Below are 21,479 nucleotides of genomic sequence, written 5' to 3'. Positions count from 1 at the left end.
CCAGCTACTCGCCGCCCCGCGTGTCTTGAATGATTGCGCTGCTGACTCTACCAGCGGAGGGCGACGAGCAGCTGGAACCCGTGCGGCGAGTGCCGCACGGGCGCCCCTACTACTTGCGAGACGGGCGAGGGAGCTCCTTCACGAGAGGGAACTCCCCCGTCGGCTTCTCCCCCTCGTCGTAGAGCTTGCTCGGCGACCCGACGATCTTCTTGTCAGCAGCGTGCGCGATGCTCTCGTCCTTCGAGGGGTAGTCGAACCGGGAGAGGACGTAGCGCATGGCCTCGAGCCTCGCCCGCTTCTTGTCGTTCGACTTGACCACCGTCCACGGCGATTCGGCGGTGTCCGTGTAGAAGAACATCGCCTCCTTGGCTTCGCTGTACTCGTCCCACTTGTCGAGAGACGCGAGGTCGGTCGGGCTCAGCTTCCACTGGCGCACCGGGTCGTCGCGACGGGCCGCGAAGCGCGCGAGCTGCTCCGCCCGACCGACCGAGAACCAGAATTTGATGATGGTCGTGCCGGAGTTGACGAGCATGCGCTCGAACTCGGGAGCGGAACGCGTGAACTCGAGGTACTCGGTCGGGGTGCAGTACCCCATGACGCGCTCGACGCCCGCACGGTTGTACCAGGAGCGATCCAGCAGGACGATCTCGCCTCCAGAGGGCAGATGCTCGACGTATCGCTGGAAGTACCACTGCGTCTGCTCCTTCTCCGTCGGCTTCTCGAGCGCGACGGTGCGAGCACCGCGAGGGTTCAGGTGCTCCATGAAGCGCTTGATGGCGCCGCCCTTGCCTGCCGCGTCCCGGCCCTCGAAGATGATGACGACCTTCTGCCCCGTCTCCTTGATCCAGGTCTGGAGCTTCAGGAGCTCGATCTGCAGCGCGCGCTTCTGCTTCTCGTACTCCTTGCGCGGCAGCTTGGCGTCGTAGGGGTAGCCGTGGCGCCAGGCCTCGCCAAGCGGGTCCTCGTCGCGCAGCTCGGCGAGTTCGTCCACCTCCGGGGCCATGTCCGGAATGCCCGCCCGGTTGAGGCGGTACGCGGCCTGAGAGCCTGCGCCCTGCTTCCGAGCGCGACTCGTCGAGGTGGAGTCCGATGCGCCGGCCTCCACGCGGGCGTCATTGCCCGATTCCGAGGCCTTCGTCTGACCCTTGGCGTCTGCGTACGGCTTTGCTGGAGTTCGAGGGGCTGCCATGTCGCTCAGCCTAGCGCCGGGGCTTCCACGCCTGGGCCCCATGTGGACGACCAGGCGCCGCTGCACGCGAAAAGAGCCCCTGCCGATGGCAGGGGCTCTTCGCAGAAAGTGCTTAGCGGCGAAGGCCGAGTCGCTCGATGAGCGAACGGTAACGCGAGATGTCGACGTCGGCGAGGTAGCCGAGCAGACGACGACGCTGACCCACAAGCAGGAGGAGACCACGACGCGAGTGGTGGTCGTGCTTGTGCTCCTTGAGGTGCTCGGTGAGCTCCTTGATTCGCGTGGTGAGGATGGCAACCTGAACTTCAGGGGAACCAGTGTCACCCGGGTGCGTTGCGTACTCTTCGATGATGGCCTTCTTGCCCTCAGCGCTTAGTGCCATTGACAGACCCCCTTCTCTTTCGTTGCGCGGCGCTCGGCACACAATGTGCGAGCTCTCTTCATCCGCGGCCGTTTCACGGCAACCGAAAGAGCATAGCAGATCGGGAGGGGTCAGCTCACGCCCAGCAGGTCGATGATGAAGACCAGCGTCTTGCCGGAGAGCGGGTGCCCTCCGCCAGCGGCGCCGTAGGCGAGGTGCGGCGGGAGGACGAGCTTGCGGCGGCCGCCGACCTGCATGCCCGGGATGCCTTCCTGCCAGCCGCGCACAAGCGCCTTCAGCGGGAAGTTGACCGACTCGCCCCGGTTCCACGAGGAGTCGAACTCCTCGCCGGACTCGAACTCGACGCCGAGGTAGTGCACGTCGACCGTCGAGGACGGCTCCGCGACTGCCCCGTCGCCCACGATGATGTCCTCGATGACCAGCTCTGCTGGTGCCTCTCCACCCGGGAAGTCGACTTCTGGCTTGGTGCGATCAGTGTTTGTCATGCTCTACATCCAAGCGCCGGAGCCTGGACGAGTCCCGGATGACGCGCCGTGCGGCTGTGTCTGCGGCTGCATCTGCGGCTGCGCCTGTGCCTGGATCAGCTCGCCTCGGAGCTCCCCGAGATGCCGGAGCAGGAGCCGTTCGTCGAGCAGCTTGCTCGTGCGATTCGGGTCGAGGACGACCTGGTGCCGGACGCTCGCGAGACGCGTGGACTCGGTGATGAAGTCGCGCATGGCCTTGTCCGCGCGCTTCCCGGACCGGCGCGCCCAGGACCTCGCGCTCGATCGGCCGCGCATCGTGGAGAGCATCCTGATCTCGGCCTGCGAGTACCAGCCGACAGCCGCGTACTCGGACAGGCGCTCCACGATGATGCGGGCATCCTTCCGTCGCAGGAGGAGGATCGTCACGATCCAGGCGAGGAAGATCGGCACCATGACCAGCGCGAAGAACGCGATGAGCCCCAGGATGCCAGCAGACTGCTGCACGAGACCCGAGCCGACGTTCCAGAGCGCGTGAAGGGCCATTGCGGGGATGAGACCCAGTGCGAAGCCGCCGAGCGCCGAGCCCCAGCCACCGCGACGGGCGCCGATGCCCATTCCGATGCCGGTCAGCGAGACGCACATCGGGTGCAGCAGCGGCAGGGCGATACCGCGGATGAAGTACTGGGCGACGAAGCCCCCGACCCCTGCTTCCTGCCACATCGAGGAGAAGTAGAGGATGTTCTCCGTGAACGCGAAGCCCGCGCCGAGCAGAGCTCCGTAGACGAGGCCGTCCGTCGGTCCGTTGAAGTGACGACGCGCGACTGCGTAGATGACGACGAGGCCGAGGCCCTTCCAGATCTCCTCGCCGACGGGCGCCTCGACAGATGGGCCCCACCAGGCGGGCAGGGCTCCCGGAAGGAGGACCTCGCGGACCAGGCCCGTGAGCAGCGCGCCACCGACCGCGATGCCGCCTCCCCAGAACACGGCGCCGATGAGCAGGATGCGCGGCTCGGGCTCCCAGCGGTCGATGAGCCACACGACCATCCACACGACGAAGAGCGGGACGAGCGCGGCGAGCACGCTGCCGAGGAGCACGACGTCGCTGCTGCCGAGATACGCGAGGAACAGGACGACGGCGATGATGAGCGCGGCCAGGCACATGACGACGATCGTCGTGATGCGCATCGCCAGCTCACCCTTCGTGGGGGCCTGCGGGAGGACGAACTGGGGGTCGATCTGGCGCTGACCGGCTGGTGCGCCCCAACGCCCGTCCGCGTGCATGGGTCCGGTCACGAGGTGGCCACCCTGGGTCCGGCCGCGCCGAAGGCCGCGAGCTGCGAACGGTGCTCCTTGACGCGGTCGAGCATGCGCTTCTCCACGACTCTCCGATTCGGGTCTCGCTTGTTGACCCTGGCGTGCTCGCGGGCGAAGGCGAGCCTCGACGCGTCCTGGACGAAGCCGCGCATCGCGCGGTCGGCCTCGGGGCTCACGGACTTGGCCCACGCGAACGCCTGCTCGCGCGCGCTCCAGTCCCCGATCATCGCGACCTCCGATGTCGTGAACCATCCGGCATCCGCGTACTCGCCCAGACGGTCGACGATGATGAGGCGGTCACGGTCGTGCAGCTTGACGAGGAACCAGGCCAGCAGCAGGAAGATGGGCAGCTGCACGACGAGGTAGAAGATGAGCCAGCCGAACTGATTGCTCGGGTCGACTCCGAGCAGCGGGAGGATGAGCAGGCTTCCGCCGTTCCAGAAGGCATGAGCGAGGATCGCGATGACGAGCCCGCCGAGGCCCATGAGGATCGGCCGCCGCCAGCCGCCTCTGCGGGCTCCCCAGCCGATGGCCATGCCGGTGATGCCGGTGAAGAGTGCGTGCGCGAACGGCGAGAGGATGCCGCGCACGATGAACGTCGACGCGAAGCCCGAAGCCGATTCCGCGGCCTGGGAGAAGTAGATGATGTTCTCCGTGAAGGCGAAGCCTGCGCCGATGACGGCCGCGTAGCTGAAGCCGTCGAGCGGGCTGTCGAAGTGCCTCCGCGCGAAGATCAGGATGAGGAACAGGCCGACGGCCTTGATGGACTCCTCGGAGATCGGCGACTGGATCAGCACGGAGAACTTGCTCACGTCGCCCTCGGTTGCCAGGTACGAGCGGGCGACATCGAGCATCATGCCGCCGGTGACGAGGGTCCCGACGACCGAAGCCCCTGCACCCCAGAACAGTCCGAAGGCGAGCAGGATCCGCGGCTCGGGCTCCCAGCGGTCGAGCCACCAGACAGCCGTGAGGACGAGCCCGAGGGGCACGAGAGCGGGTATCGCCATCGTGAGCGCGGCGAAGCGCAGCTCGCTGAAGAGCCAGGCGACGACCCCGACGGAGAGCAGCACCGCGAAGCCCAGCAGAAGCAGCCAGGTGAGCCTGCCCCGAGTCAGCCTTCTGCGCCGCTTCGGCGCGACTGACGTGGCACTGCTCATCGATGGTCCTCCGTGCATTGGGGTGGCTGCCCGAAGCAGAGACATTCGGGCCTCGCGGCGCGCACGGGTCTCCCCGCCTCGTCGGCTCGCTGCGGTCAGCATAGCCAAGCGGACGCGGGTCAGGCGAACGACCAGTCGTCCGAGCTCAGCGCACGGTAGATTAGGAGCATGATGCGTCTCGGATTTCTTCTCGGTGCCACTGTCGGCTTCATCGCTGGGATCAGCACGAGTCGAGTGCACGCGGAAGAGGTCGCGAAAGACATCGGCGGCAGGTCGAAGGCCTTCGCGGAGCGGATGACGGTGTCCGCTGAAGACCTGCGCCGCCGCAGCGATACCCAGCTGGAGGACATGCGTCGGCGCGTCGACGAGCAGCTCGACGAGATGCGCAAGCGCGTCGACGATGGTTTCGACGACGTCAAGCGTCGGGTCGAGGAAGAAGTCGAGAAGAGCATCGAGTCACAGGTGCAGACGCTGGTGCGAGCCGGTCAGGCCCGCGAAGATGTCCTCGAGACGTTCGAGGACGACGACGCAGACGCCATGTTCTCCCCCGGTGACACGAGCTCGCCACGCCATGCTGCCGTCGAGGGCGAGTCGACGCCGGAGCAGGACCCCAAAGGCAAGCGCCCCGAGTAACCCGCTCTCGGTCATGCGCTGCGGCTCACGCGGCCCCGACCGACAGCGCAGGGAACGAAACGGCCCCTCCGGTGCACTGCACCGGAGGGGCCGTTCTGCTGTGGTGACGCCCGCTACGGGCGGACGCCGGCAGCGTTAGGAGAAGTCACGCAGATCGGCGCGGTCGAGGCTGTCCTCGAGAGCCGTGGCCTGCGCCTGCGTGATGATCGGGATGGCGCTCGTGACGGCCTGGATTCCGGAGAGCCGCTCGGGCGAGAGGATGCTCGTGACTTCCTCCCGGCTCAGGAGCCCGCGTTCGACGACCAGGTCGGCGATGGTCGACTTGGTGGTGAGGGCCTCCTTGGCGAGCTTCGACGCCTCCGAGTAGCCGATGTAGGGCGTGAGGGCCGTGACCACGCCGACGGAGCTGGAGACGCGGGACGCGAGCAGCTCCTCGTTGGCGGTGATGCCGTCGATGCAGTTCACGCGCAGGGTGCGCGCGGCGCGGCGGAGCCAGGCGGAGTTCTGCATGAGCGTGTGGAGCATGACGGGCTCGAACGCGTTGAGCTGCAGCTGCCCAGCCTCGGATGCCATGGAGACCGTGACATCCGCCCCCGCGATGACGAACGCGACCTGATTGACCGCCTCGGGGATGACCGGGTTGACCTTGCCGGGCATGATCGAGGAGCCAGCCTGCCGCGCCGGCAGGTTGATCTCGCCGAGGCCAGCCTGTGGGCCGGAGGACAGCAGCCGGAGGTCGTTGCAGATCTTCGACAGCTTCATCGCGGTGCGCTTGATGACGCTCGAGAGCGACATGAACACGCCGGTGTCGCTGGTGGCCTCGATGAGGTCGTGCGCCGTCTGCAGGTCGTTGTAGCCCGTGATCTTGCGGAGCTGGCGCATGACGGCGGACGCGTAGCTCGCCTCAGCCGTGATGCCGGTCCCGATCGCCGTCGCACCGAGGTTGAGCTCGAGCAGCAGCGGCAGCACGTCGCGGAGGCGCTGGATGTCCTCGCCGATGGTCGTGGAGAAGCCGCTGAACTCCTGGCCCAGCGTCATCGGCACGGCATCCTGGAGCTGCGTGCGGCCGATCTTCAGGATGTGCTTGAACTCGCTGCCCTTCACGCGGAACGCGTTCTGCAGCAGCGTGAACTCGTCGATGAGACGCTCGGTCGCGTGGACGAGCGCGACCTTGACCGCACTCGGGTACGTGTCGTTCGTGGACTGCGATCGGTTCACGTGGTCGTTCGGGGAGAGGAACTCGTAATCTCCGAACTCGCGACCGGCGAGCTCGAGCGCGCGGTTCGCGATGACCTCGTTGACATTCATGTTGGTGCTCGTCCCGGCACCGCCCTGGATGACGCCGACCACGAATTCCTCGTGCAGCTTGCCGTCGATGATGTCCTGGCACGCGCGATCGATGAGCCACGAGCGCTCCTGGTCGAGCACGCCGATCTCGAGGTTGGCGCGCGCTGCGGCCTGCTTGACCTGCGCGTAGGCGACGATGAAGTCCGGGTACACGCTGATCTGACGTCGACTGATCGAGAAGTTCTCCAGCGCGCGGGCGGTGTTCACACCCCAGTAGGCACCTGCGGGGATCCGCATCTCGCCGAGCGAGTCGCGTTCGACACGGAATTCCTGCGTTTCTGACATGACCTGATGGTCCTCCAACTTCGTCGTCTGAGTTTCCGCGCTGACCTCAGCCTACTGCCGACGCGCTCCTCGGATCGCCGCCTCGAGAAGACTCGCGAGCGCATCCACCTGGATGCTGTCAGCCGACAGCTCGCCAGCATCGATTCCCTCGAGGGCACGCAGGGCGAGGCCCTGCTTGTTGTCGATGAGCTCGGCGATGCGCGCGTCGATGGTCTGCGCCGCGACGATGCGCCATGCGGTGACCGGCTCTTCCTGGCCGATGCGGTGCACGCGGTCGATGGCCTGGGTCTGCTCCGCGGCAGTCCAGCTGAGCTCGGCGAGCACCACGTCGGACGCCGCCTGCAGGTTCAACCCGACTCCAGCGGCCAGGAGCGAGCAGACGACGACCTGCACGCTCGGGTCGTTCTGGAAGGCGTCGATCGCGGCCTGTCGCGCTGCCGGGGTCTGGTCGCCTCGGATGGAGACCGAGGAGATCTCGTTCTCCGCGAACGTCCGCTCCGCCGCATCCATGACCTCGATGTGCTTGGCGAAGAACACGACCTTGCCCGCAGAGCGAGCGATCTGGCCGGCGTACTCAGCCGCGAGCCGGGCCTTCGCCGCGCCGATGGTGCGGAGCATCGTGAAGATGCTGGCTCCCGTCGATGAGGCCTTCGACTCCTCGACCTCCTGGCGGGCGATCATGCGAACGCGATCCAGGTCGACGGCGCCGGGCTCGAGCCCGGCAGCGGCCGCCATCCGGCGGTACCGCTCGAGCAGACGCGAGACGAGCGCCGCCTCCGCTGCGCGAATGCTCCTGCCCTCATCCGAGTCGAGCTCGACGGGCATGTCCACGACGCGCTTCGCCGGAAGATCCGCGGCCACGTCGATCTTGCGCCTGCGGACGATCCCGAGATCGATGACCGCCTGCCGTGCCGCCGCCAGGAAGCCGGGATCGCTGGGCACGAGGCCCGTCTCGTCGAGACGGTCGAGCAAAAGCTGCGAGGGCCGGTCGCCTTCGAGCCAGCCGAGGAACTGCCAGATCGCCTTGAAGTCATCGACGTCGTTGATGAGCGGCGTTCCGGTGAGCGCCATGAGCAGCGGGTCGGCGCCGGGCACGCGAGCCCTGATGCTGTTCGCGAGCTGCATGACGAGCCGCGACCGCTGCGACTGCAGGTTCTTGATGAAGTGCGCCTCGTCGAGCACCATGCCCTTGAAGCCGAGCGACGTGAGCCAGCCGAGGTGGCGGTCGAGGATCTCGTAGTTGACGACGAAGACATCGGCGAAGGCGTCGATGCCCTGACCGTCTCCGGAGATGACCGTGACCCGACGGTTCGGGGTCCAGCGCTGGACCTCTCGCGCCCAGTTCGTCTTCACGACGTTCGGGACGACGCAGAGCAGCGGGTACGCCTCGGCGACCGACGCGGCGAGCAGCGCCTGCGCCGTCTTGCCGAGCCCGGGCTCGTCCGCGAGCAGGTAGGCCCGGTGCCCGTCGGCGACGCTCGCGAGCAGCCTCGCCTGGTGATCCATGAGCTCCTGGCCTGGAGGCGAGATGCGGTCCCAGCGGGGAGCAGGAGGCAGCTCCATCGATGCCGCGTTCCCGCCTGCGCCCGTCTCGAACGCGCGGAGGAGCGGGCCGAGGAGCTCCCAGTTGGACAGTCTCGAGTAGTGCGGAGCTGTGGAGTTGACGCTCGTGAGCACTGGCGCCAGGAACGGGTTCGATCGGGTCCGCGCCTTCACGGAGCCGGGAAGCACCTGTCGCTGCGCGATCTCCGGTGGCAGCTTCTCAGCCTGGGCCTCGGGCTCTGGCTGCTCGTCGACCACCATCTCGATGCCACCGGCAAAGAGCATCTGCTTGCGCAGCGCCTTCGCGGCTTCGCTGACCGGAGCGCCGGGCTCGAGGAGGCTGATGAGGGAGGTGTCGCGCGCAGCGGTCTTGGCGAGGATCGAGGCGAGGCCGTCGAGGCGCTTGAGCGCCTCTGCACGGTCGTGCTCGCTGAGCTCGCTGGTCTCCTTGGCCTTCGCGCGCTCCTCGCGCATCAGCAGCGCGATGACCTGGAACTTGGTGCGATTCGACGGCGAGACCTTGCCGCGCTGCGCCGAGGCCTCAACCTCCCGTGCCGCCTTCGCGAGCTGTGGGATGACGCCGGTGTTATCGACCGGCTTGCGGTTCCGCGGCGGCGTGTGAACGCCGGCGCGACCGCCGGCTTGGGCGCGTGTCCTACGAGACATGCCCCTCCTTATGCAACGTGGCAGGGATCGGGAAGTTGAGCCGGGCGGAGGTCGCAGCATCGGCGCCGAACGCGGCGACCGGCAGTGAGGCGGGCCTCGGCCCACTCGAGTGACGAGCTCCCGGATGTCATGCAGGTGACGAGGAGAGTTCAGATTCCCTCAGGCACCGGCGATCACAGTGTACGCCAGGCGACCCGCAGGTTTCGACTCGGGAACGACGTGTCGTTGCCCCGCATAGACTCCGCTCTGGTGCGATAATCGTCAGGTGCCTCAACGCCCCTTCCCAGATCCCGACCGGCCGTACTTCACGCCGTCGAAGCGGGTCGCAGGCGACTGGAGCGCTCACATCGCGACGACGCTCGACCGCACTGCAGCTCTCCTCGCCGGCCTGACCCCTGAGCAGTGGGACTCGCCGAGCAAGTGCGAGGGGTGGAGCGTCCGTGACGTCGCGGGGCACCTCACCTGGCGACTCGGCTCCCCCACCTCGACGCTCCTCCGCGACGCCTCCCGAGGCGTGCTGCGCAACGGGCTGCGCGTGGACTCCTACCTCGACGACGTCGCCAAGCGCGAGGGCGCGGCCCCGACCGACGAGCTCGTCGCTCGCATCCGTGCGATCGCCGCCGAGAAGGTGGTCTCGCCGAACCGCGCGGGAATCTCCGAGCTCACGGAAGCCGTCGTCCACACCTACGACATGACCGAGGCGCTTGGCCTGCGCATCCGTCTCAGCCCGCGGTCGACGAGCGCGGTCGCACTCGTCCGAACACGGGTTCCGCTGACCTCGGCGGCGTCGCTCGCCAAGCGCAACCGCCTCCGGGCCACGGACGCCCGCTGGCAGATCGGCGACAAGGGACCCGTGCTCGAGGCCACCGCCGCGCGCATCGTGCTGAGGCTCTTCGGTCGCGAGGTCACGCTCGACGAGCAGCCGAGTCAGACGACGTAGCTCCCGCCGAGCGTCTCGGCAGCTTCTTCGACGTCGAGGGCCATGCGGTCCTTCAGCGCTTCGATGCTGTCGAACTTCTCCATGCCTCGGATGCGTTCGACGAACTCGAGCTCTGCGACGAGTCCGTAGAGGTCGACGGTCTCGCCGATGAGGTGCGCCTCGACCTGCTTGCGAGGCACGCCGTCGAACGTGGGGTTGTTGCCGATGGAGATCGCGGCAGGGGCCTCGACGTCACCGCCGCGGAACCATCCCGCGTACACGCCGTCTGCGGGGATGAGCCCTTCGAGCTCCGGGGACAGGTTCGCCGTCGGGAACCCGAGCTCGCGGCCCCGCTTGGCGCCGTGTACGACTTCACCGACAAGCGAGTGATGGTGGCCGAGCACCTCGGCGGCCCCACGGACGTCACCGAGGGCGAGCAGTTCCCGAACCCAGGTCGATGAGGCACGTCGCTCGAGGTGCGAGCGCTCGTCCTCGGCCATCTCGTCGTCGGCGATGACGATCTCGAATCCGCTCGTCGCGGCCAGCTCACGCAGGAGATCGACGTCTCCTGCGCCCTTGGCGCCGAAGCGGAAGTCCTTGCCCACGACGATGAGGCGCATGTGCAGGGCGCCGACGAGCAGCTCTCGCACGAACGCCTCGGGGCTCATCCCGGCGAGCTCGTCGTCGAACGGCAGCACGAGGGTCGCGCTGAGGCCCGTCTTCTCGAGGAGCTCGATCTTCTGCGAGAGCGACGTGATCGGCTCGGGCTCGACGCCGGGCTTGATGAGCGAGAGCGGATGCCGGTCGAAGGTGACCGCGACCGGCTCGATTCCGCGCGCGGAGGCCTCTTCGACGAGCCGCGAGAGCAGCCATCTGTGGCCCCGGTGGACGCCGTCGAACTTGCCGACCGTCACAGCGCTCGGCGTCGGCTCCGCTGGCAGCTCGGCCAGGTCAGTGAACAGCCGCACGTTCCCTCTTTCGTCTCGATCGTCCCGTCTCGAGCCATGCGATGCCGAGGATCGGGAGCACAAGAGGAATATACGCGTAGCCGACCCCGAAGGCCGACCAGACGGTATCGGAGGGGAACAGTTCCGGGTGGAACTCGGTGAGCGAGCCGACCACGAGCACGCCGACGAGCTCGAACACGATCGTGCACCACGCGACGAGGTTCCACGCACGCCCGTGCCGCACGAGTGCGATGGTCGCGAGCAGGTAGACGAGGGCAGCCGCGGCTGACAGCGAGTAGGCGAGGGGCGCCTCGTCGAGCTTCGACAGCAGCTGGTAGGAGCTGCGTCCCATCGATGCGAGCGCCAGCACCGCGTAGACTACGACGAGCACACGACCAGGGCCGTGGGCGCCGCGATAGGCGTTCCCGGCAGCGTTCGATCCACGCGCGCGCATCACGACGCGACTCCGATGAACGGGCTGGCGCCGATCCAGATCTGGTGCATGCGGAACACCATGACGCCGATCGTGAGCGCCGCGACGCCCAGGATGATGGTCGACCACTTCGTGCGCTCCACCAGCCCCCAGAAGACGGCGGCCGGGGGGATGATCACGGCGACGACCCAGTACATCCAGAATTCGAGCGCGTCGCCGACTGGCTCGTTGCCGGTCGCAGGCGCGATGAGCGCCATCACGAACTGCACCACGAGCAGCAGCTCCACGAGTGCGACGGCGCCGACCGTGACGTCTCCCGGCTTGCGACCACTCGCGCCGGCGATGAGGCACAGGATGCCGGCCCCCGCGCTCACGAGGCAGAGGACCCACGTGAACCACTCGATCACGAGCCGGTTCCCGTCGGCATGTTGAACTCGGCCTTGAGCACGCCGGCGGATGCCCTGGCGATGCCGATGAGGCTGCCCTCCGGGTCGATGGCCGCCAGCAGGCCGTCTTCGGTGCCGTCCGCCGCTCGGAGCTTCTTGCCGTTGCGAAGATCCGCGGCCTGCTGACCGGTCGCCTCGAAGAGCGGGAAGCGCCGGAGGGCGGCCGACGCGGGACTCAGCAGTCGGAGCTCGAGGTCCTGGGCGTCCGGCGCGACCGCGTCGGCGATGCCGAAGTCGCCCACGCGAGAACGCCTGAGCGCGGTGAGATGCGCCCCCGTGCCGAGTGCGTCGCCGAGGTCCCGTGCGAGGGCGCGGATATAGGTGCCCGATGAGCAGGCGACCCGGACGTCGAGGTCGAGCACCGGCGTCTCTCCGGCAAGCCCGCTCCGCGAGGCCAGCAGCTCGAGCTCGGAGATCGTGACAGCTCGCGCGGCCAGCTTGACCTCCTCGCCGTCGCGCACCCGCTTGTACGCGCGGACCCCGTCGACCTTGATGGCACTGACAGATGACGGGATCTGACTGATCGGGCCTCGCAGGGCGGCCATGGCCGCCTCGATGCGCTCCGGCGTCACCGCTGCAACCGCACCTCCCGGTGCCGTCGCGGTGAGCTCGCCTTCGGCATCCTCGGTATTCGTCGACACGCCGAGACGAACCGTGGCGAAGTACTCTTTGTCGTCGCCGACGAAGTAGGTGAGCAGGCGGGTCGCTCCCCCGACGCCGAGGATCATGAGTCCGGATGCCATGGGATCGAGCGTGCCCGCGTGGCCGACCTTCCGCGTGCCGAGCGCCCGCCTGGTCATCGCGACGAGCGTGTGGCTGGTCGGGCCCTGCGGCTTGTCGAGGAGGAGGATGCCGTTCGGGCCAGGAGGTGGAGTCGTCATGTCCCCAACATTCTATGGTGCCCGTAGGCTCGTTCCCGGTCGTCGAGCGCGGTGACGACCGCAGGAAGCGACTGGTTCGGGACGGGCGAAGGAGAGAACGGGATGCGAGTGGCGGTCATCGGTGTCGGTGCTGTGGGCGGCGCACTGGCCCTCCTCCTGGACAGGGCGGGCCACGAGGTCGTCCTCACCTCGCGGCGGTCTCCGGTCGAGCCCGATTCTGCCGAGCAGGCGCATGCACGCCGTCTCGTGCTCCGGGGCGCCTTCGGGGAGCACAGCGCGACCTTCGAACAGGTCTCCGTTCTCCGCGGGGCATTCGACCTGGTGCTCGTCGCGGTCAAGGCGCAGGACACCAAGCACGCCGTCCAGCCCCACCTGTCGATGGTTGCGGCGACCACCACCGTGATCGTGCAGAACGGCCTCGACGGAGTGTCGACCCTCGAGCAGATGCTCTCCGTCGTGCCCGACGAACAGCGGTCGGGAATCGTCGTCGGGGGCCTCGCCACCTTCGCCGTCAACAGGCCGGCACCCGACGAGATCGAAGCCACCGCGACCGGACTGCTCATGCTCGGAGCGGCACCCCCCGAAGACACGCGAGAGCTGGCAGCGACCGCGCGATCGCTCGAGACCGCGGTCCACTGCGTCGTCACCGGAGACCTGCGCTCGGCGCAGTGGAGCAAGCTGCTCATCAACCAGGTCAACGCGGTCCCGGCCGTGACCGGCGCCAGCGTGCAGGAGACCGGCCTGGACGGCGATCTGTCGGCGGTCCTCGCCGCGAGCATCGGCGAGCTGCTCGCCGTGGCCGCAGCCGAGGGTGCGCACCTCGAGGCCCTCGGGCCGCTCGACGAGACGCTGGCGACGCTCGCTGCTTCAGTGCCGAAGGATGCCGAGGCCACCATCGCGCGCAACACCCGGCTCGCCGTGGAGCTCACCGCTGCGTTCGGCGCGACCCCCAACTACGCGTCGACGCTGCAGAGCATCCGACGCGGCGAGGCCACGGAGATCGACGCGCTCAACGGTGCCGTCGTCGCCCACGGGGTCGCGCAGGGCGTCCCCACCCCGGTGAACGCAGCGCTCACCTCGCTCGTCCACGGGAGAGAGCAGGGCCAACCGAGCCTCTCCCCCGCCGAGCTGCGGAGGACTGTCCTGACGTCGACGGTCAACGACTGGTTCGCCCGAGAACAGCGCGCCCTCGCGTGGCGGGCGCCGACGACCACCCCATGGGGAGTGCTCGTGAGTGAGACCATGCTGCAGCAGACGCAGGCCGCGCGCGTCGAACCCAAATGGCTCGACTTCATGGAGCGGTGGCCGACGCCGGGCGCGATGGCAGAGGCATCCGAGGCTGAGGTGCTGCGGTTCTGGGACCGGCTCGGCTACCCTCGGCGCGCGCTCTGGCTGCTCGCCTGCGCACGTGCCATCACGGCCGAGCACGCCGGCATGGTGCCGAGCACACGGGATGCGCTCCTCGCCCTGCCGGGGGTTGGCCCGTACACGGCTTCCGCCGTCATGTCCTTCGCCCACGGCGTTCCAGAACCGGTCGTCGACACGAACGTCCGACGAGTGCTGTCCCGCGCCTTCCTCGGCGAAGAGACCCCGTGGGGTCCGTCGGCCGTCCGAGACGCGGCGGAGATGTTGGCAGTCTCCCCGAGCGAGACGCAGGCCGCGAACCTCTGGAACGCCGCATCGATGGAACTCGGCGCCCTCGTCTGCACGGCCAAGCGCCCCAACTGCGAGGTGTGCCCGATCGTCGCCACCTGCGCTTGGTTCGCGGCCGGGCGGCCACCCTCCAGCGCAGTCAAGAAGCGGCAGGCGAAGTTCGCTGGCTCGGACCGCGAGATGCGCGGCCTCGTCCTCAGAGAACTCAGGGCCATCCCCGGCGGCGTGGAGATCGAGTTCCTCCGCAGCCACCTCGCCCCGGGAGGGCTCGATGAAGCCCGCTTCGAACGCGCCATCTCCTCACTGCAGAACGACGGTCTGATCGTGCGCAGAGCTGAGGCGCAGATAGCGCTCGCCGGCGACTGATCGTCCAGTCGCCGGCGAGCGCCCAAGCTGCGGAGCCGAGGCTCAGGACTCCTCTGGCTCGTCCTTCTTCTCGTAGGGGTCGGCGTCGCCGGCGTAGCTCGCTGTCTTCGCCTGCTGCGCCGACGCCACATCACGCTCGTGTGCCTCGCGGAGCAACGCGGCGATGGCGTCGGCGTTCTCGGGGATCGCGTCTGGAACGAACTCCAGGCTCGGCGTCAGGCGAGAGGTGATGTTCTTGCCCACCTCCGTGCGCAGCATGCCCGTCGCGCTCCGGAGCGCCGCCGCGGTGTCGCGGCGTTCCTTCAGGTCGCCGTAGACGGTGTAGAAGATGGTTGCGTGCTGGAGGTCCCCAGTGACGCGGACGTCGGTGATCGTGACGAACCCGAGTCTCGGGTCCTTCACGCCGCGCTCGAGCGTCTTCGCGACGATGACCTTGATGCGGTCTGCGAGTCGCAGTGCCCGTGAATGATCGACCATGATGGCTACTTTCTCGTGTGCTGGTGCAGAGCGTCAAATGCGTCTGCGGTGTCGATACTGCTCAGCAGCTGAAGACGGGGCCCCGGCCAATTGGCCAGGACCCCGCCCGCGAGTCCACGCTGAGACCAGCTCAGCGCAGCGACTCGGTCAAACAGCTAGACGCGAGGCTTCTCGACGAGCTCGGTCGTCTCGATCTCGTCACCGATCTGGATGTCGTTGTACTTGCCGAGGCCGATACCGCACTCGAAGTCCGTGCGGACCTCGGTGACGTCATCCTTGAATCGACGGAGCGAGTCGATCGCCAGGTTGTCCGCGATGACGATTCCGTCGCGGATGACGCGAGCCGTCGCGTTCCTGGTGATGGTTCCGCTGCGCACGATACATCCGGCGATGTTTCCGAACTTGGAGGAGCGGAACACCTCGCGGATCTCCGCGACACCCGACTGGACCTCTTCGAACTCGGGCTTGAGCATGCCCTTGAGCGAGTTCTCGATGTCCTCGAGTGCCCCGTAGATGACCGAGTAGAAGCGGACATCCACACCTTCACGAGCGGCGCGCTCGCGCGCCTTCGTGTCGGGGCGCACGTTGAAGCCGATGATGATGGCGTTGTCGACCGTGGCGAGGTTGACGTCGGACTCCGTGATGGCGCCGACACCGCGGTGGATGATGCGCAGCTGCACCGAGTCGTCCACATCGATCTTGAGCAGCGACTCCTCGAGTGCCTCGACGGCACCGGAGACGTCACCCTTGATGATGAGGTTGAGCGACTCGACCTTGCCCTCTTCGAGTGCACGGGTGAAGTCCTCGAGGCTGATGCGCTTGCGGGACTTCGCCAGGCTGGCGTTGCGCTCCACGGCTTCACGCTTCTCGGCGATCTGACGCGCGGTGCGGTCCTCTTCCGTGACGATGAAGGTATCGCCTGCACGAGGAACGCTCGAGAGGCCCTGCACCTGGACTGGGCGCGACGGCTCAGCTTCGGTGACGACCTGACCGTTCTCGTCGAGCATCGCCCGGACGCGACCGTAGGCCGTACCGGCCACGATCGGGTCTCCGACTCGGAGCGTTCCCGACTGGATGAGCACGGTCGCAACCGCACCGCGTCCCTTGTCGAGCTTCGCCTCGATCGCGATACCGCGCGCTTCCTTGTTGGGGTTGGCGCGCAGGTCGAGACCAGCATCTGCCGTCAGCAGAACGGCCTCGATGAGGCTGTCGATGTTGACGTTGTTGCGGGCCGAGACGTCGACGAACATCGTGTCGCCACCGAACTCCTCGGCGACGAGTCCGTACTCGGTCAGCTGTGCGCGGACCTTCGACGGGTTCGCGTCTTCCTTGTCGACCTTGTTCACTGCGACGACGATCGGCACGTTCGCGGCCTGGGCGTGGTTGAGCGCCTCGACCGTCTGCGGCATGATGCCGTCGTCAGCCGCGACCACGAGGATCGCGATGTCGGTGACCTGGGCACCACGGGCACGCATGGCCGTGAAGGCCTCGTGACCTGGCGTGTCGATGAACGTGATGGCGCGTTCGATGCCCTCATGCTCGTGCCAGACCTGGTAGGCACCGATGTGCTGCGTGATGCCGCCGGCTTCTCCGTCGACGACGTTCGCGTTGCGGATCGCGTCGAGGAGGCGCGTCTTTCCGTGGTCGACGTGACCCATGACGGTGACAACCGGCGGCCGGATCTCGAGGACGTCGTCGCCTTCGTCCTCGGCTTCCTGGTCGAGGTCGATCGAGAAGCCCTCGAGGAGCTCACGGTCTTCGTCTTCCGGGCTGACGATCTGGATGCGGTAGCCGAGTTCCTCACCGAGGACCTCGAACGTCGCCTCGTCGAGCGACTCCGTCGCCGTGGCCATCTCACCGAGGTGGAACAGCACGGTCACGAGGTCGCCGGGGCTGGCGTCGATCTTCTCAGCGAAGTCCGAGATGGAGGCGCCACGGCGCAGACGGATCGGCGTGCTGCCGTCTCCGCGACGGACCTTGACGCCGCCGACGCTCGGGGCTTCCCGCATCTCGAATTCTGCGCGCTTCGTCCGCTTGGACTTGCGTGCCTTCGACTTTCCGCCACCGCGACCGAACGCACCAGCGGTCGAGCCGCGACCGCGACCGCCACCTGGGCGACCGCCACCGCCACCTGGGCGTGGGGCGAAGCCGCCACCTGCACCGGGGGCGCCGCCTGGACGTCCACCGCCGGCGCCGCCGGCACCCGGACGGCCGCCTGGCCGACCTGCACCTGCTGGACGAGCTCCGGGGAGCACGCGGGGCTGGCCTGGGCGCGGAGCTGCCGGGCGGGGTCCGCCTGGGCTCGCCGGACGCGGTCCGCCTGCGCCACCGGGACGGGGTCCGCCGCCTGCTCCGCCACCTGGGCGCATGCCCTGGTTGGAAGCGAACGGGTTGTTGCCCGGACGCGATCGACCCATGCCCTGGCTCGAGGCGAAGGGGTTGTTGCCCGGACGCGGTCCGGGACGGGGACCACGGGGACGCGGGATCGAGGGGCTTGCGCCACCATCTGCCTGCGCCGGCTTCGCATCGCCGGGGGCAGCGGGACGCTGCGCGCTCGGCTTCGCCTCACCAGCGTCAGCCGCGGGTGCGGCCGGAGCCGCAGGAGCAGCTGCAGCGGCCGGCGCGGCGGGAGCCGCCGGTGCCGGTGCGGGAGCTGGCTCAGGCTTGCGCTTGGGCCCGGGGGTCGGTGCCGACGAGCCTGCGGGAGCGGCCTTCTTGGCCGGCTCGGCGGGGGCTGCCGGTGCCGAGGGAGCGGACGGTCCTGGCTTGCTGCCCGGACGAACGCTTGACGGGGTCGCTCCGCCGGGACGCGGAGCGCCCGGCTTCGAAGCCGCGGGAGCAGCAGCCTGAGGCTGCGCGCCGCCGGCGGCGTTGGACTTCAGTGCCTCGCGAAGGCGACGGGCCACGGGGGGCTCGACGCTCGACGAAGCGCTCTTAACGAACTCGCCCATGTCCTGAAGAGTCTTGAGGGCGGTCTTGGAATCGACGCCCATCTCGCTGGCGATTTCGTGTACGCGTGGTTTTGCCACTTTTCTCCTGTCTGGGGCCCGCCCAGATAGGAGCGGACCATTAAAAAAGTCGGATGTGCCTCATCGTGAGTCACTCATGAGTTGTCCATGGTCCGATCAGCCTTTTCTCGTGGTCGGAGCAGTGCGTTCGCCCTGCTCCAATGTGCTCGCGTGCCTGCTGAGCGCCTCGGTGTCCACCTTGCCTGTCTTGAAGGCCCGCAGGAATGCGCGCCGCTCAATCGCCAGCTTGGTGCACTCCGCGGTCGGATGGATCCAGGCTCCGCGCCCGGGGAGACTCGCCGAGATATCGACTTCGAGACTTCCCTGACGAAGCACAACCCTGAGGAGCTGACTTCGTTCTGAGCGCGAACGGCATCCAACGCACGTTCGTACAGACGACATACTACCCCTCTGCGCGCGCTTCGTCTCCGTCTTCGAGGATCGAGTCGGGCTGGATATCGATTCTCGCCCCCGTGAGCTTGGCAGCGAGGCGCGCATTCTGCCCCTCCTTGCCGATCGCGAGCGACAGCTGGAAGTCGGGAACGAGGGCACGAACTGCCTTCGTGGCGCGGTCGATCACGAACGCGCTCGACACCTTGGCCGGGCTGAGGGCACTCGCCACGAACGTCGGCAGGTCCTCGGAGTAGTCGACGATGTCGATCTTCTCCTCGCCGAGCTCGTTGGTCACGGCACGGACGCGGGCACCGAGCTCGCCGATGCAGGCCCCCTTGGGGTTGATCCCCTCCTGGGTGGCGCGCACGGCGATCTTCGTGCGGTGTCCGGCCTCGCGCGCCAGCGAGACGATCTCGACGACGCCGCTCGCGATCTCGGGCACCTCGAGCGCGAACAGCTTGCGCACGAGTGACGGGTGGGTTCGAGAAACCGTGATCTGCGGCCCCTTGCTGCCGCGCTCGACCTTGGTCACGAAGACGCGGAGGCGACGCCCGTGGGAGTAGTCCTCACCGGGCACCTGCTCCTCAGGCGGCAGGATGGCCTCGACCGTTCCCAGGTCGACGTGGATCATGCGGGGGTTCGGACCCTGCTGGATCACGCCAGCGACGATGTCGCCCTCACGCCCCCGGAACTCGCCGAGGACCTTGTCGTCGCCGATGTCGCGGATGCGCTGGTTGATGACCTGCTTGGCAGCGAACGCGGCCACTCGTCCGAAATCGTCGGCCGGAAGCTGCGCTTCTCCGATGATCTCGCCGTCGTCGTCCATCTCCGGCACGAAGACGTTGACCTCACCGCTCTTGCGGTCGAGGTGCACGCGGGTCGAGGCCGGCGGCACGTCCTGGCCGAGTTCCTGCGACACGTGCTTCTCGTACGCGGTCAGGATCGCCTGCTCGAGAATGCTGGCAAGCTCCTCGAATGGAATCTCACGCTCTCGCTCGAGAATCCTCAGGACAGCAAGGTCGATCTTCATGGCGCTCCCTCTATTCAGATGAAAGAACGAGTTTACCGCATGCTGGCGCACGGAGCTCCCCGTCGGGCACGCGGGATGGGGCGAGCGGAGGCCCCATCCCGCAGTGAGCTCAGTTGCCGCGCTTGGACAGCAGCAGTTCGAGCACGTCGTCCTTGGAGACCGCGTCGCGCTCGTTCGTCCGGCGGTTCCAGAGCTCGACCTGCCCGTCGACTGCGCCCTTGCCCGCGATGACGATCCACGGCACGCCGAGCAGCTCGGCGTCACCGAACTTCACGCCGGGCGAGACCTTCTTGCGATCGTCGTAGAGCACGTCGAGACCAGCGTCATCGAACGCGGCCGAGAGCTCCTCCGCCACGGCGAAGGGCTCCTCGTTGCGTCCCGTCGCGACGATCTGCACATCGAACGGAGCCACCTGCTCCGGCCAGATCAGGCCACGGTCGTCGTGGTTCGCCTCTGCGATGAGCGCGAGGTTGCGGGTCACTCCGATGCCATATGAGCCCATTGTCACGGTCGTGAGCTTGCCTTGCTCGTTGAGCACCTTGAGCCCGAGCGCCTCCGCGTACTTGCGGCCGAGCTGGAAGACGTGCCCGATCTCGGTGCCGCGTGCCGTCGTGATGGGGCCGCTGCCGTCGGGAGCCTGGTCGCCATCGCGCACCTCGGCTGCGCCGACCCGCGCATCGGCTGTGAAGTCGCGCCCGACGACCAGCGAGTGCACGTGCTTGCCCGCGATGTTCGCGCCGGTGATCCAGCTCGATCCCTCGGCGACCGTCTCGTCGAGGAAGTAGGCGAGGCCCGTGCTCGACTCCTCGCCGAGCACCGGCCCCTGGGCAGCCCACGGGCCGATGTAGCCGCGAACGAGACCGGGGTGCTTCGCGAAGTCCTCGGCTGTCGCGGCTTCCACCTCGGCCGGCTGCAGTGCGGTCTCGAGGCGCTTGAGGTCGAGCTCTCGATCACCGGGGATGCCGACGACGACGACGTCTCGGGTGCCATCCGTGTTCAGGCGCGCGATGACGACGTTCTTGAGCGTGTCCGCGGCGGTCCAGTCGCGGCCGTCGACCTTCGGCACGGTCTCGTTCGCATGCGCGACGAGCGTCGCGATGGTCGGCGTATCCGGCGAGTCGAAGACCGTGGCAGGGCCGGCGGAGCCCGCATCGATCGGCGCAGGGGTCGGCGCCGCGTAGGCCTCGACGTTGGCCGCGTAGCCGCCAGGCGAGCGCACGAAGGTGTCCTCCCCGACGGGTGTCGGGTGCAGGAACTCCTCGCTGCGCGAGCCGCCCATGGCGCCAGCGTTGGCCGCGACGATGACGTACTCGAGGCCGAGGCGGTCGAAGATGCGCTCGTAGGCATCCCGCTGCGCCTGGTAGCTCACGTCCAGCCCGGCATCGTCGATGTCGAACGAGTAGGCGTCCTTCATCGTGAACTCGCGGCCGCGCAGCAGGCCGGCGCGGGGCCGTGCCTCGTCGCGGTACTTGTCCTGGATCTGGTAGATCGCGAGGGGCAGATCCTTGTAGGACGAGTAGAGATCCTTGACCGCGAGGGTGAAGGCCTCCTCGTGGGTGGGCGCCAGCACGAGCGGTGCGCCCTTCCGGTCCTCGAGACGGAAGATGCCGTCGCCGAAGTCGTCGAGGCGCCCGGTGGCCTCGTAGAAGTCCGCGGGCAGGATCCCCGGGAAGTGGACCTCCTGGGCGCCGGCGGCTTCCATCTCCTCGCGGACGATCTGCTCGATGCGCCGCTTCACCTTCAGGCCGAGCGGCAGCCACGCGAAGACGCCAGGCGCCTGACGACGGATGTAGCCGGCGCGGACGAGGAGCCTGTGGCTTGCGACCTCGGCGTCGACGGGGTCTTCGCGGAGGGTGCGGACAAAGAGCTTGGAGAGGCGAGTAGTCACCCGGCCAATGCTAGTCGTGCGCGAGGCAGTGCGCTGTCTCGTGGATCGAGGCCATGGCC

Annotated in this window: 19 protein-coding genes; 3 read left to right on the top strand and 16 right to left on the bottom strand. The window is 68.0% G+C overall.

Features of this window, described 5'->3' with window-relative positions; translation table 11 throughout:
* Positions 1-109: 109 nt before the first annotated feature.
* The 5 genes from ppk2 to C5E07_RS04930 all read right to left on the bottom strand — a co-directional run bounded on the left by ppk2 (position 110) and on the right by C5E07_RS04930 (position 4,506).
* Positions 110-1,189, bottom strand: coding sequence for a polyphosphate kinase 2 (gene ppk2, locus C5E07_RS04950; RefSeq protein ID WP_104298645.1), 1,080 nt, complete (start codon positions 1,187-1,189; stop codon positions 110-112).
* A gap of 112 nt (positions 1,190-1,301) precedes the next feature.
* Entirely contained in the window at positions 1,302-1,571 is a 270-nt protein-coding gene (gene rpsO, locus C5E07_RS04945) for a 30S ribosomal protein S15 (protein WP_104241461.1), read from the bottom strand.
* 110 nt (positions 1,572-1,681) lie between these two features.
* Positions 1,682-2,056, bottom strand: a complete 375-nt coding sequence (locus C5E07_RS04940; protein ID WP_068480291.1) for an FKBP-type peptidyl-prolyl cis-trans isomerase — start codon at positions 2,054-2,056, stop codon at positions 1,682-1,684.
* Between the two features lie 3 nt (positions 2,057-2,059).
* Positions 2,060-3,328, bottom strand: a complete 1,269-nt coding sequence (locus tag C5E07_RS04935; RefSeq protein WP_181057804.1) for a PrsW family intramembrane metalloprotease — start codon at positions 3,326-3,328, stop codon at positions 2,060-2,062.
* A complete protein-coding gene (locus tag C5E07_RS04930; protein WP_160072139.1) occupies positions 3,325-4,506 on the bottom strand; it encodes a PrsW family intramembrane metalloprotease in 1,182 nt (393 codons plus the stop codon). Before C5E07_RS04930 ends, C5E07_RS04935 begins: the two co-directional genes overlap by 4 nt.
* Before the next feature lie 168 nt (positions 4,507-4,674).
* Here C5E07_RS04930 and C5E07_RS04925 point away from each other — a divergent pair, with 168 nt between their 5' ends.
* Positions 4,675-5,139, top strand: a complete 465-nt coding sequence (locus C5E07_RS04925; protein ID WP_104298643.1) for a hypothetical protein — start codon at positions 4,675-4,677, stop codon at positions 5,137-5,139.
* A 135-nt stretch (positions 5,140-5,274) separates the two neighbouring features.
* Here the strand turns inward: C5E07_RS04925 and C5E07_RS04920 are convergent, their stop codons facing one another.
* Complete coding sequence (locus tag C5E07_RS04920; protein ID WP_104241465.1) at positions 5,275-6,771, bottom strand: aspartate ammonia-lyase; 1,497 nt, start codon at positions 6,769-6,771, stop codon at positions 5,275-5,277.
* 51 nt (positions 6,772-6,822) lie between these two features.
* Complete coding sequence (locus C5E07_RS04915) at positions 6,823-8,979, bottom strand: DEAD/DEAH box helicase (RefSeq protein WP_104298642.1); 2,157 nt, start codon at positions 8,977-8,979, stop codon at positions 6,823-6,825.
* A 265-nt stretch (positions 8,980-9,244) separates the two neighbouring features.
* Here C5E07_RS04915 and C5E07_RS04910 point away from each other — a divergent pair, with 265 nt between their 5' ends.
* On the top strand, positions 9,245-9,919 hold the full coding sequence (locus tag C5E07_RS04910) for a maleylpyruvate isomerase family mycothiol-dependent enzyme (protein ID WP_104298641.1): 675 nt from the start codon (positions 9,245-9,247) through the stop codon (positions 9,917-9,919).
* Here the strand turns inward: C5E07_RS04910 and C5E07_RS04905 are convergent.
* From C5E07_RS04905 to truB, 4 genes are read right to left on the bottom strand one after another with little or no spacing between them, the layout of a single operon-like run.
* Positions 9,907-10,866, bottom strand: a complete 960-nt coding sequence (locus C5E07_RS04905) for a bifunctional riboflavin kinase/FAD synthetase (RefSeq protein WP_104241468.1) — start codon at positions 10,864-10,866, stop codon at positions 9,907-9,909. The genes C5E07_RS04910 and C5E07_RS04905 overlap by 13 nt on opposite strands.
* Entirely contained in the window at positions 10,850-11,299 is a 450-nt protein-coding gene (locus C5E07_RS04900; protein WP_104298640.1) for a hypothetical protein, read from the bottom strand. The genes C5E07_RS04905 and C5E07_RS04900 overlap by 17 nt, the downstream gene beginning before the upstream one ends.
* A complete protein-coding gene (locus tag C5E07_RS04895; RefSeq protein WP_104298639.1) occupies positions 11,299-11,685 on the bottom strand; it encodes a hypothetical protein in 387 nt (128 codons plus the stop codon). Before C5E07_RS04895 ends, C5E07_RS04900 begins: the two co-directional genes overlap by 1 nt.
* Positions 11,682-12,605, bottom strand: coding sequence for a tRNA pseudouridine(55) synthase TruB (gene truB / locus C5E07_RS04890; RefSeq protein WP_104298638.1), 924 nt, complete (start codon positions 12,603-12,605; stop codon positions 11,682-11,684). Before truB ends, C5E07_RS04895 begins: the two co-directional genes overlap by 4 nt.
* A gap of 51 nt (positions 12,606-12,656) precedes the next feature.
* Here truB and C5E07_RS04885 point away from each other — a divergent pair, with 51 nt between their 5' ends.
* On the top strand, positions 12,657-14,624 hold the full coding sequence (locus C5E07_RS04885) for a 2-dehydropantoate 2-reductase (RefSeq protein ID WP_104298637.1): 1,968 nt from the start codon (positions 12,657-12,659) through the stop codon (positions 14,622-14,624).
* Positions 14,625-14,666: 42 nt separating this feature from the next.
* On the opposite strand, the gene rbfA is transcribed toward C5E07_RS04885, so the two are convergent.
* The 5 genes from rbfA to C5E07_RS04860 all read right to left on the bottom strand — a co-directional run bounded on the left by rbfA (position 14,667) and on the right by C5E07_RS04860 (position 21,420).
* Positions 14,667-15,101: a 30S ribosome-binding factor RbfA gene (rbfA, locus tag C5E07_RS04880; protein ID WP_104241473.1), complete on the bottom strand. Its 435-nt coding sequence runs from the start codon at positions 15,099-15,101 to the stop codon at positions 14,667-14,669.
* 155 nt (positions 15,102-15,256) lie between these two features.
* Positions 15,257-18,130, bottom strand: a complete 2,874-nt coding sequence (gene infB, locus C5E07_RS04875) for a translation initiation factor IF-2 (protein ID WP_104298636.1) — start codon at positions 18,128-18,130, stop codon at positions 15,257-15,259.
* A 96-nt stretch (positions 18,131-18,226) separates the two neighbouring features.
* Positions 18,227-18,511, bottom strand: a complete 285-nt coding sequence (locus C5E07_RS04870; RefSeq protein WP_104241475.1) for a YlxR family protein — start codon at positions 18,509-18,511, stop codon at positions 18,227-18,229.
* Between the two features lies 1 nt (position 18,512).
* A complete protein-coding gene (gene nusA / locus C5E07_RS04865) occupies positions 18,513-19,532 on the bottom strand; it encodes a transcription termination factor NusA (protein WP_104241476.1) in 1,020 nt (339 codons plus the stop codon).
* Between the two features lie 109 nt (positions 19,533-19,641).
* A complete protein-coding gene (locus tag C5E07_RS04860; protein WP_181057802.1) occupies positions 19,642-21,420 on the bottom strand; it encodes a proline--tRNA ligase in 1,779 nt (592 codons plus the stop codon).
* Positions 21,421-21,479: the final 59 nt, after the last annotated feature.

This window comes from Pseudoclavibacter sp. RFBJ3, assembly GCF_002931375.1.
GTDB lineage: Bacteria > Actinomycetota > Actinomycetes > Actinomycetales > Microbacteriaceae > Pseudoclavibacter.
Note: the sequence above shows the minus strand (reverse complement) of the source record. Positions and strands in the feature narration are given on the sequence as shown.

Bases quoted from the DNA above. Each gene is read 5' to 3' on its own strand.
- truB (WP_104298638.1), bottom strand. From the start codon at position 12,605: ATGACGACTCCACCTCCTGGCCCGAACGGCATCCTCCTCCTCGACAAG.
- C5E07_RS04925 (WP_104298643.1), top strand. From the start codon at position 4,675: ATGATGCGTCTCGGATTTCTTCTCGGTGCCACTGTCGGCTTCATCGCT.
- rbfA (WP_104241473.1), bottom strand. From the start codon at position 15,101: ATGGTCGATCATTCACGGGCACTGCGACTCGCAGACCGCATCAAGGTC.
- ppk2 (WP_104298645.1), bottom strand. From the start codon at position 1,189: ATGGCAGCCCCTCGAACTCCAGCAAAGCCGTACGCAGACGCCAAGGGT.
- C5E07_RS04930 (WP_160072139.1), bottom strand. From the start codon at position 4,506: ATGAGCAGTGCCACGTCAGTCGCGCCGAAGCGGCGCAGAAGGCTGACT.
- C5E07_RS04900 (WP_104298640.1), bottom strand. From the start codon at position 11,299: ATGCGCGCGCGTGGATCGAACGCTGCCGGGAACGCCTATCGCGGCGCC.
- nusA (WP_104241476.1), bottom strand. From the start codon at position 19,532: ATGAAGATCGACCTTGCTGTCCTGAGGATTCTCGAGCGAGAGCGTGAG.
- C5E07_RS04940 (WP_068480291.1), bottom strand. From the start codon at position 2,056: ATGACAAACACTGATCGCACCAAGCCAGAAGTCGACTTCCCGGGTGGA.
- C5E07_RS04920 (WP_104241465.1), bottom strand. From the start codon at position 6,771: ATGTCAGAAACGCAGGAATTCCGTGTCGAACGCGACTCGCTCGGCGAG.
- rpsO (WP_104241461.1), bottom strand. From the start codon at position 1,571: ATGGCACTAAGCGCTGAGGGCAAGAAGGCCATCATCGAAGAGTACGCA.
- C5E07_RS04915 (WP_104298642.1), bottom strand. From the start codon at position 8,979: ATGTCTCGTAGGACACGCGCCCAAGCCGGCGGTCGCGCCGGCGTTCAC.
- C5E07_RS04870 (WP_104241475.1), bottom strand. From the start codon at position 18,511: ATGTCGTCTGTACGAACGTGCGTTGGATGCCGTTCGCGCTCAGAACGA.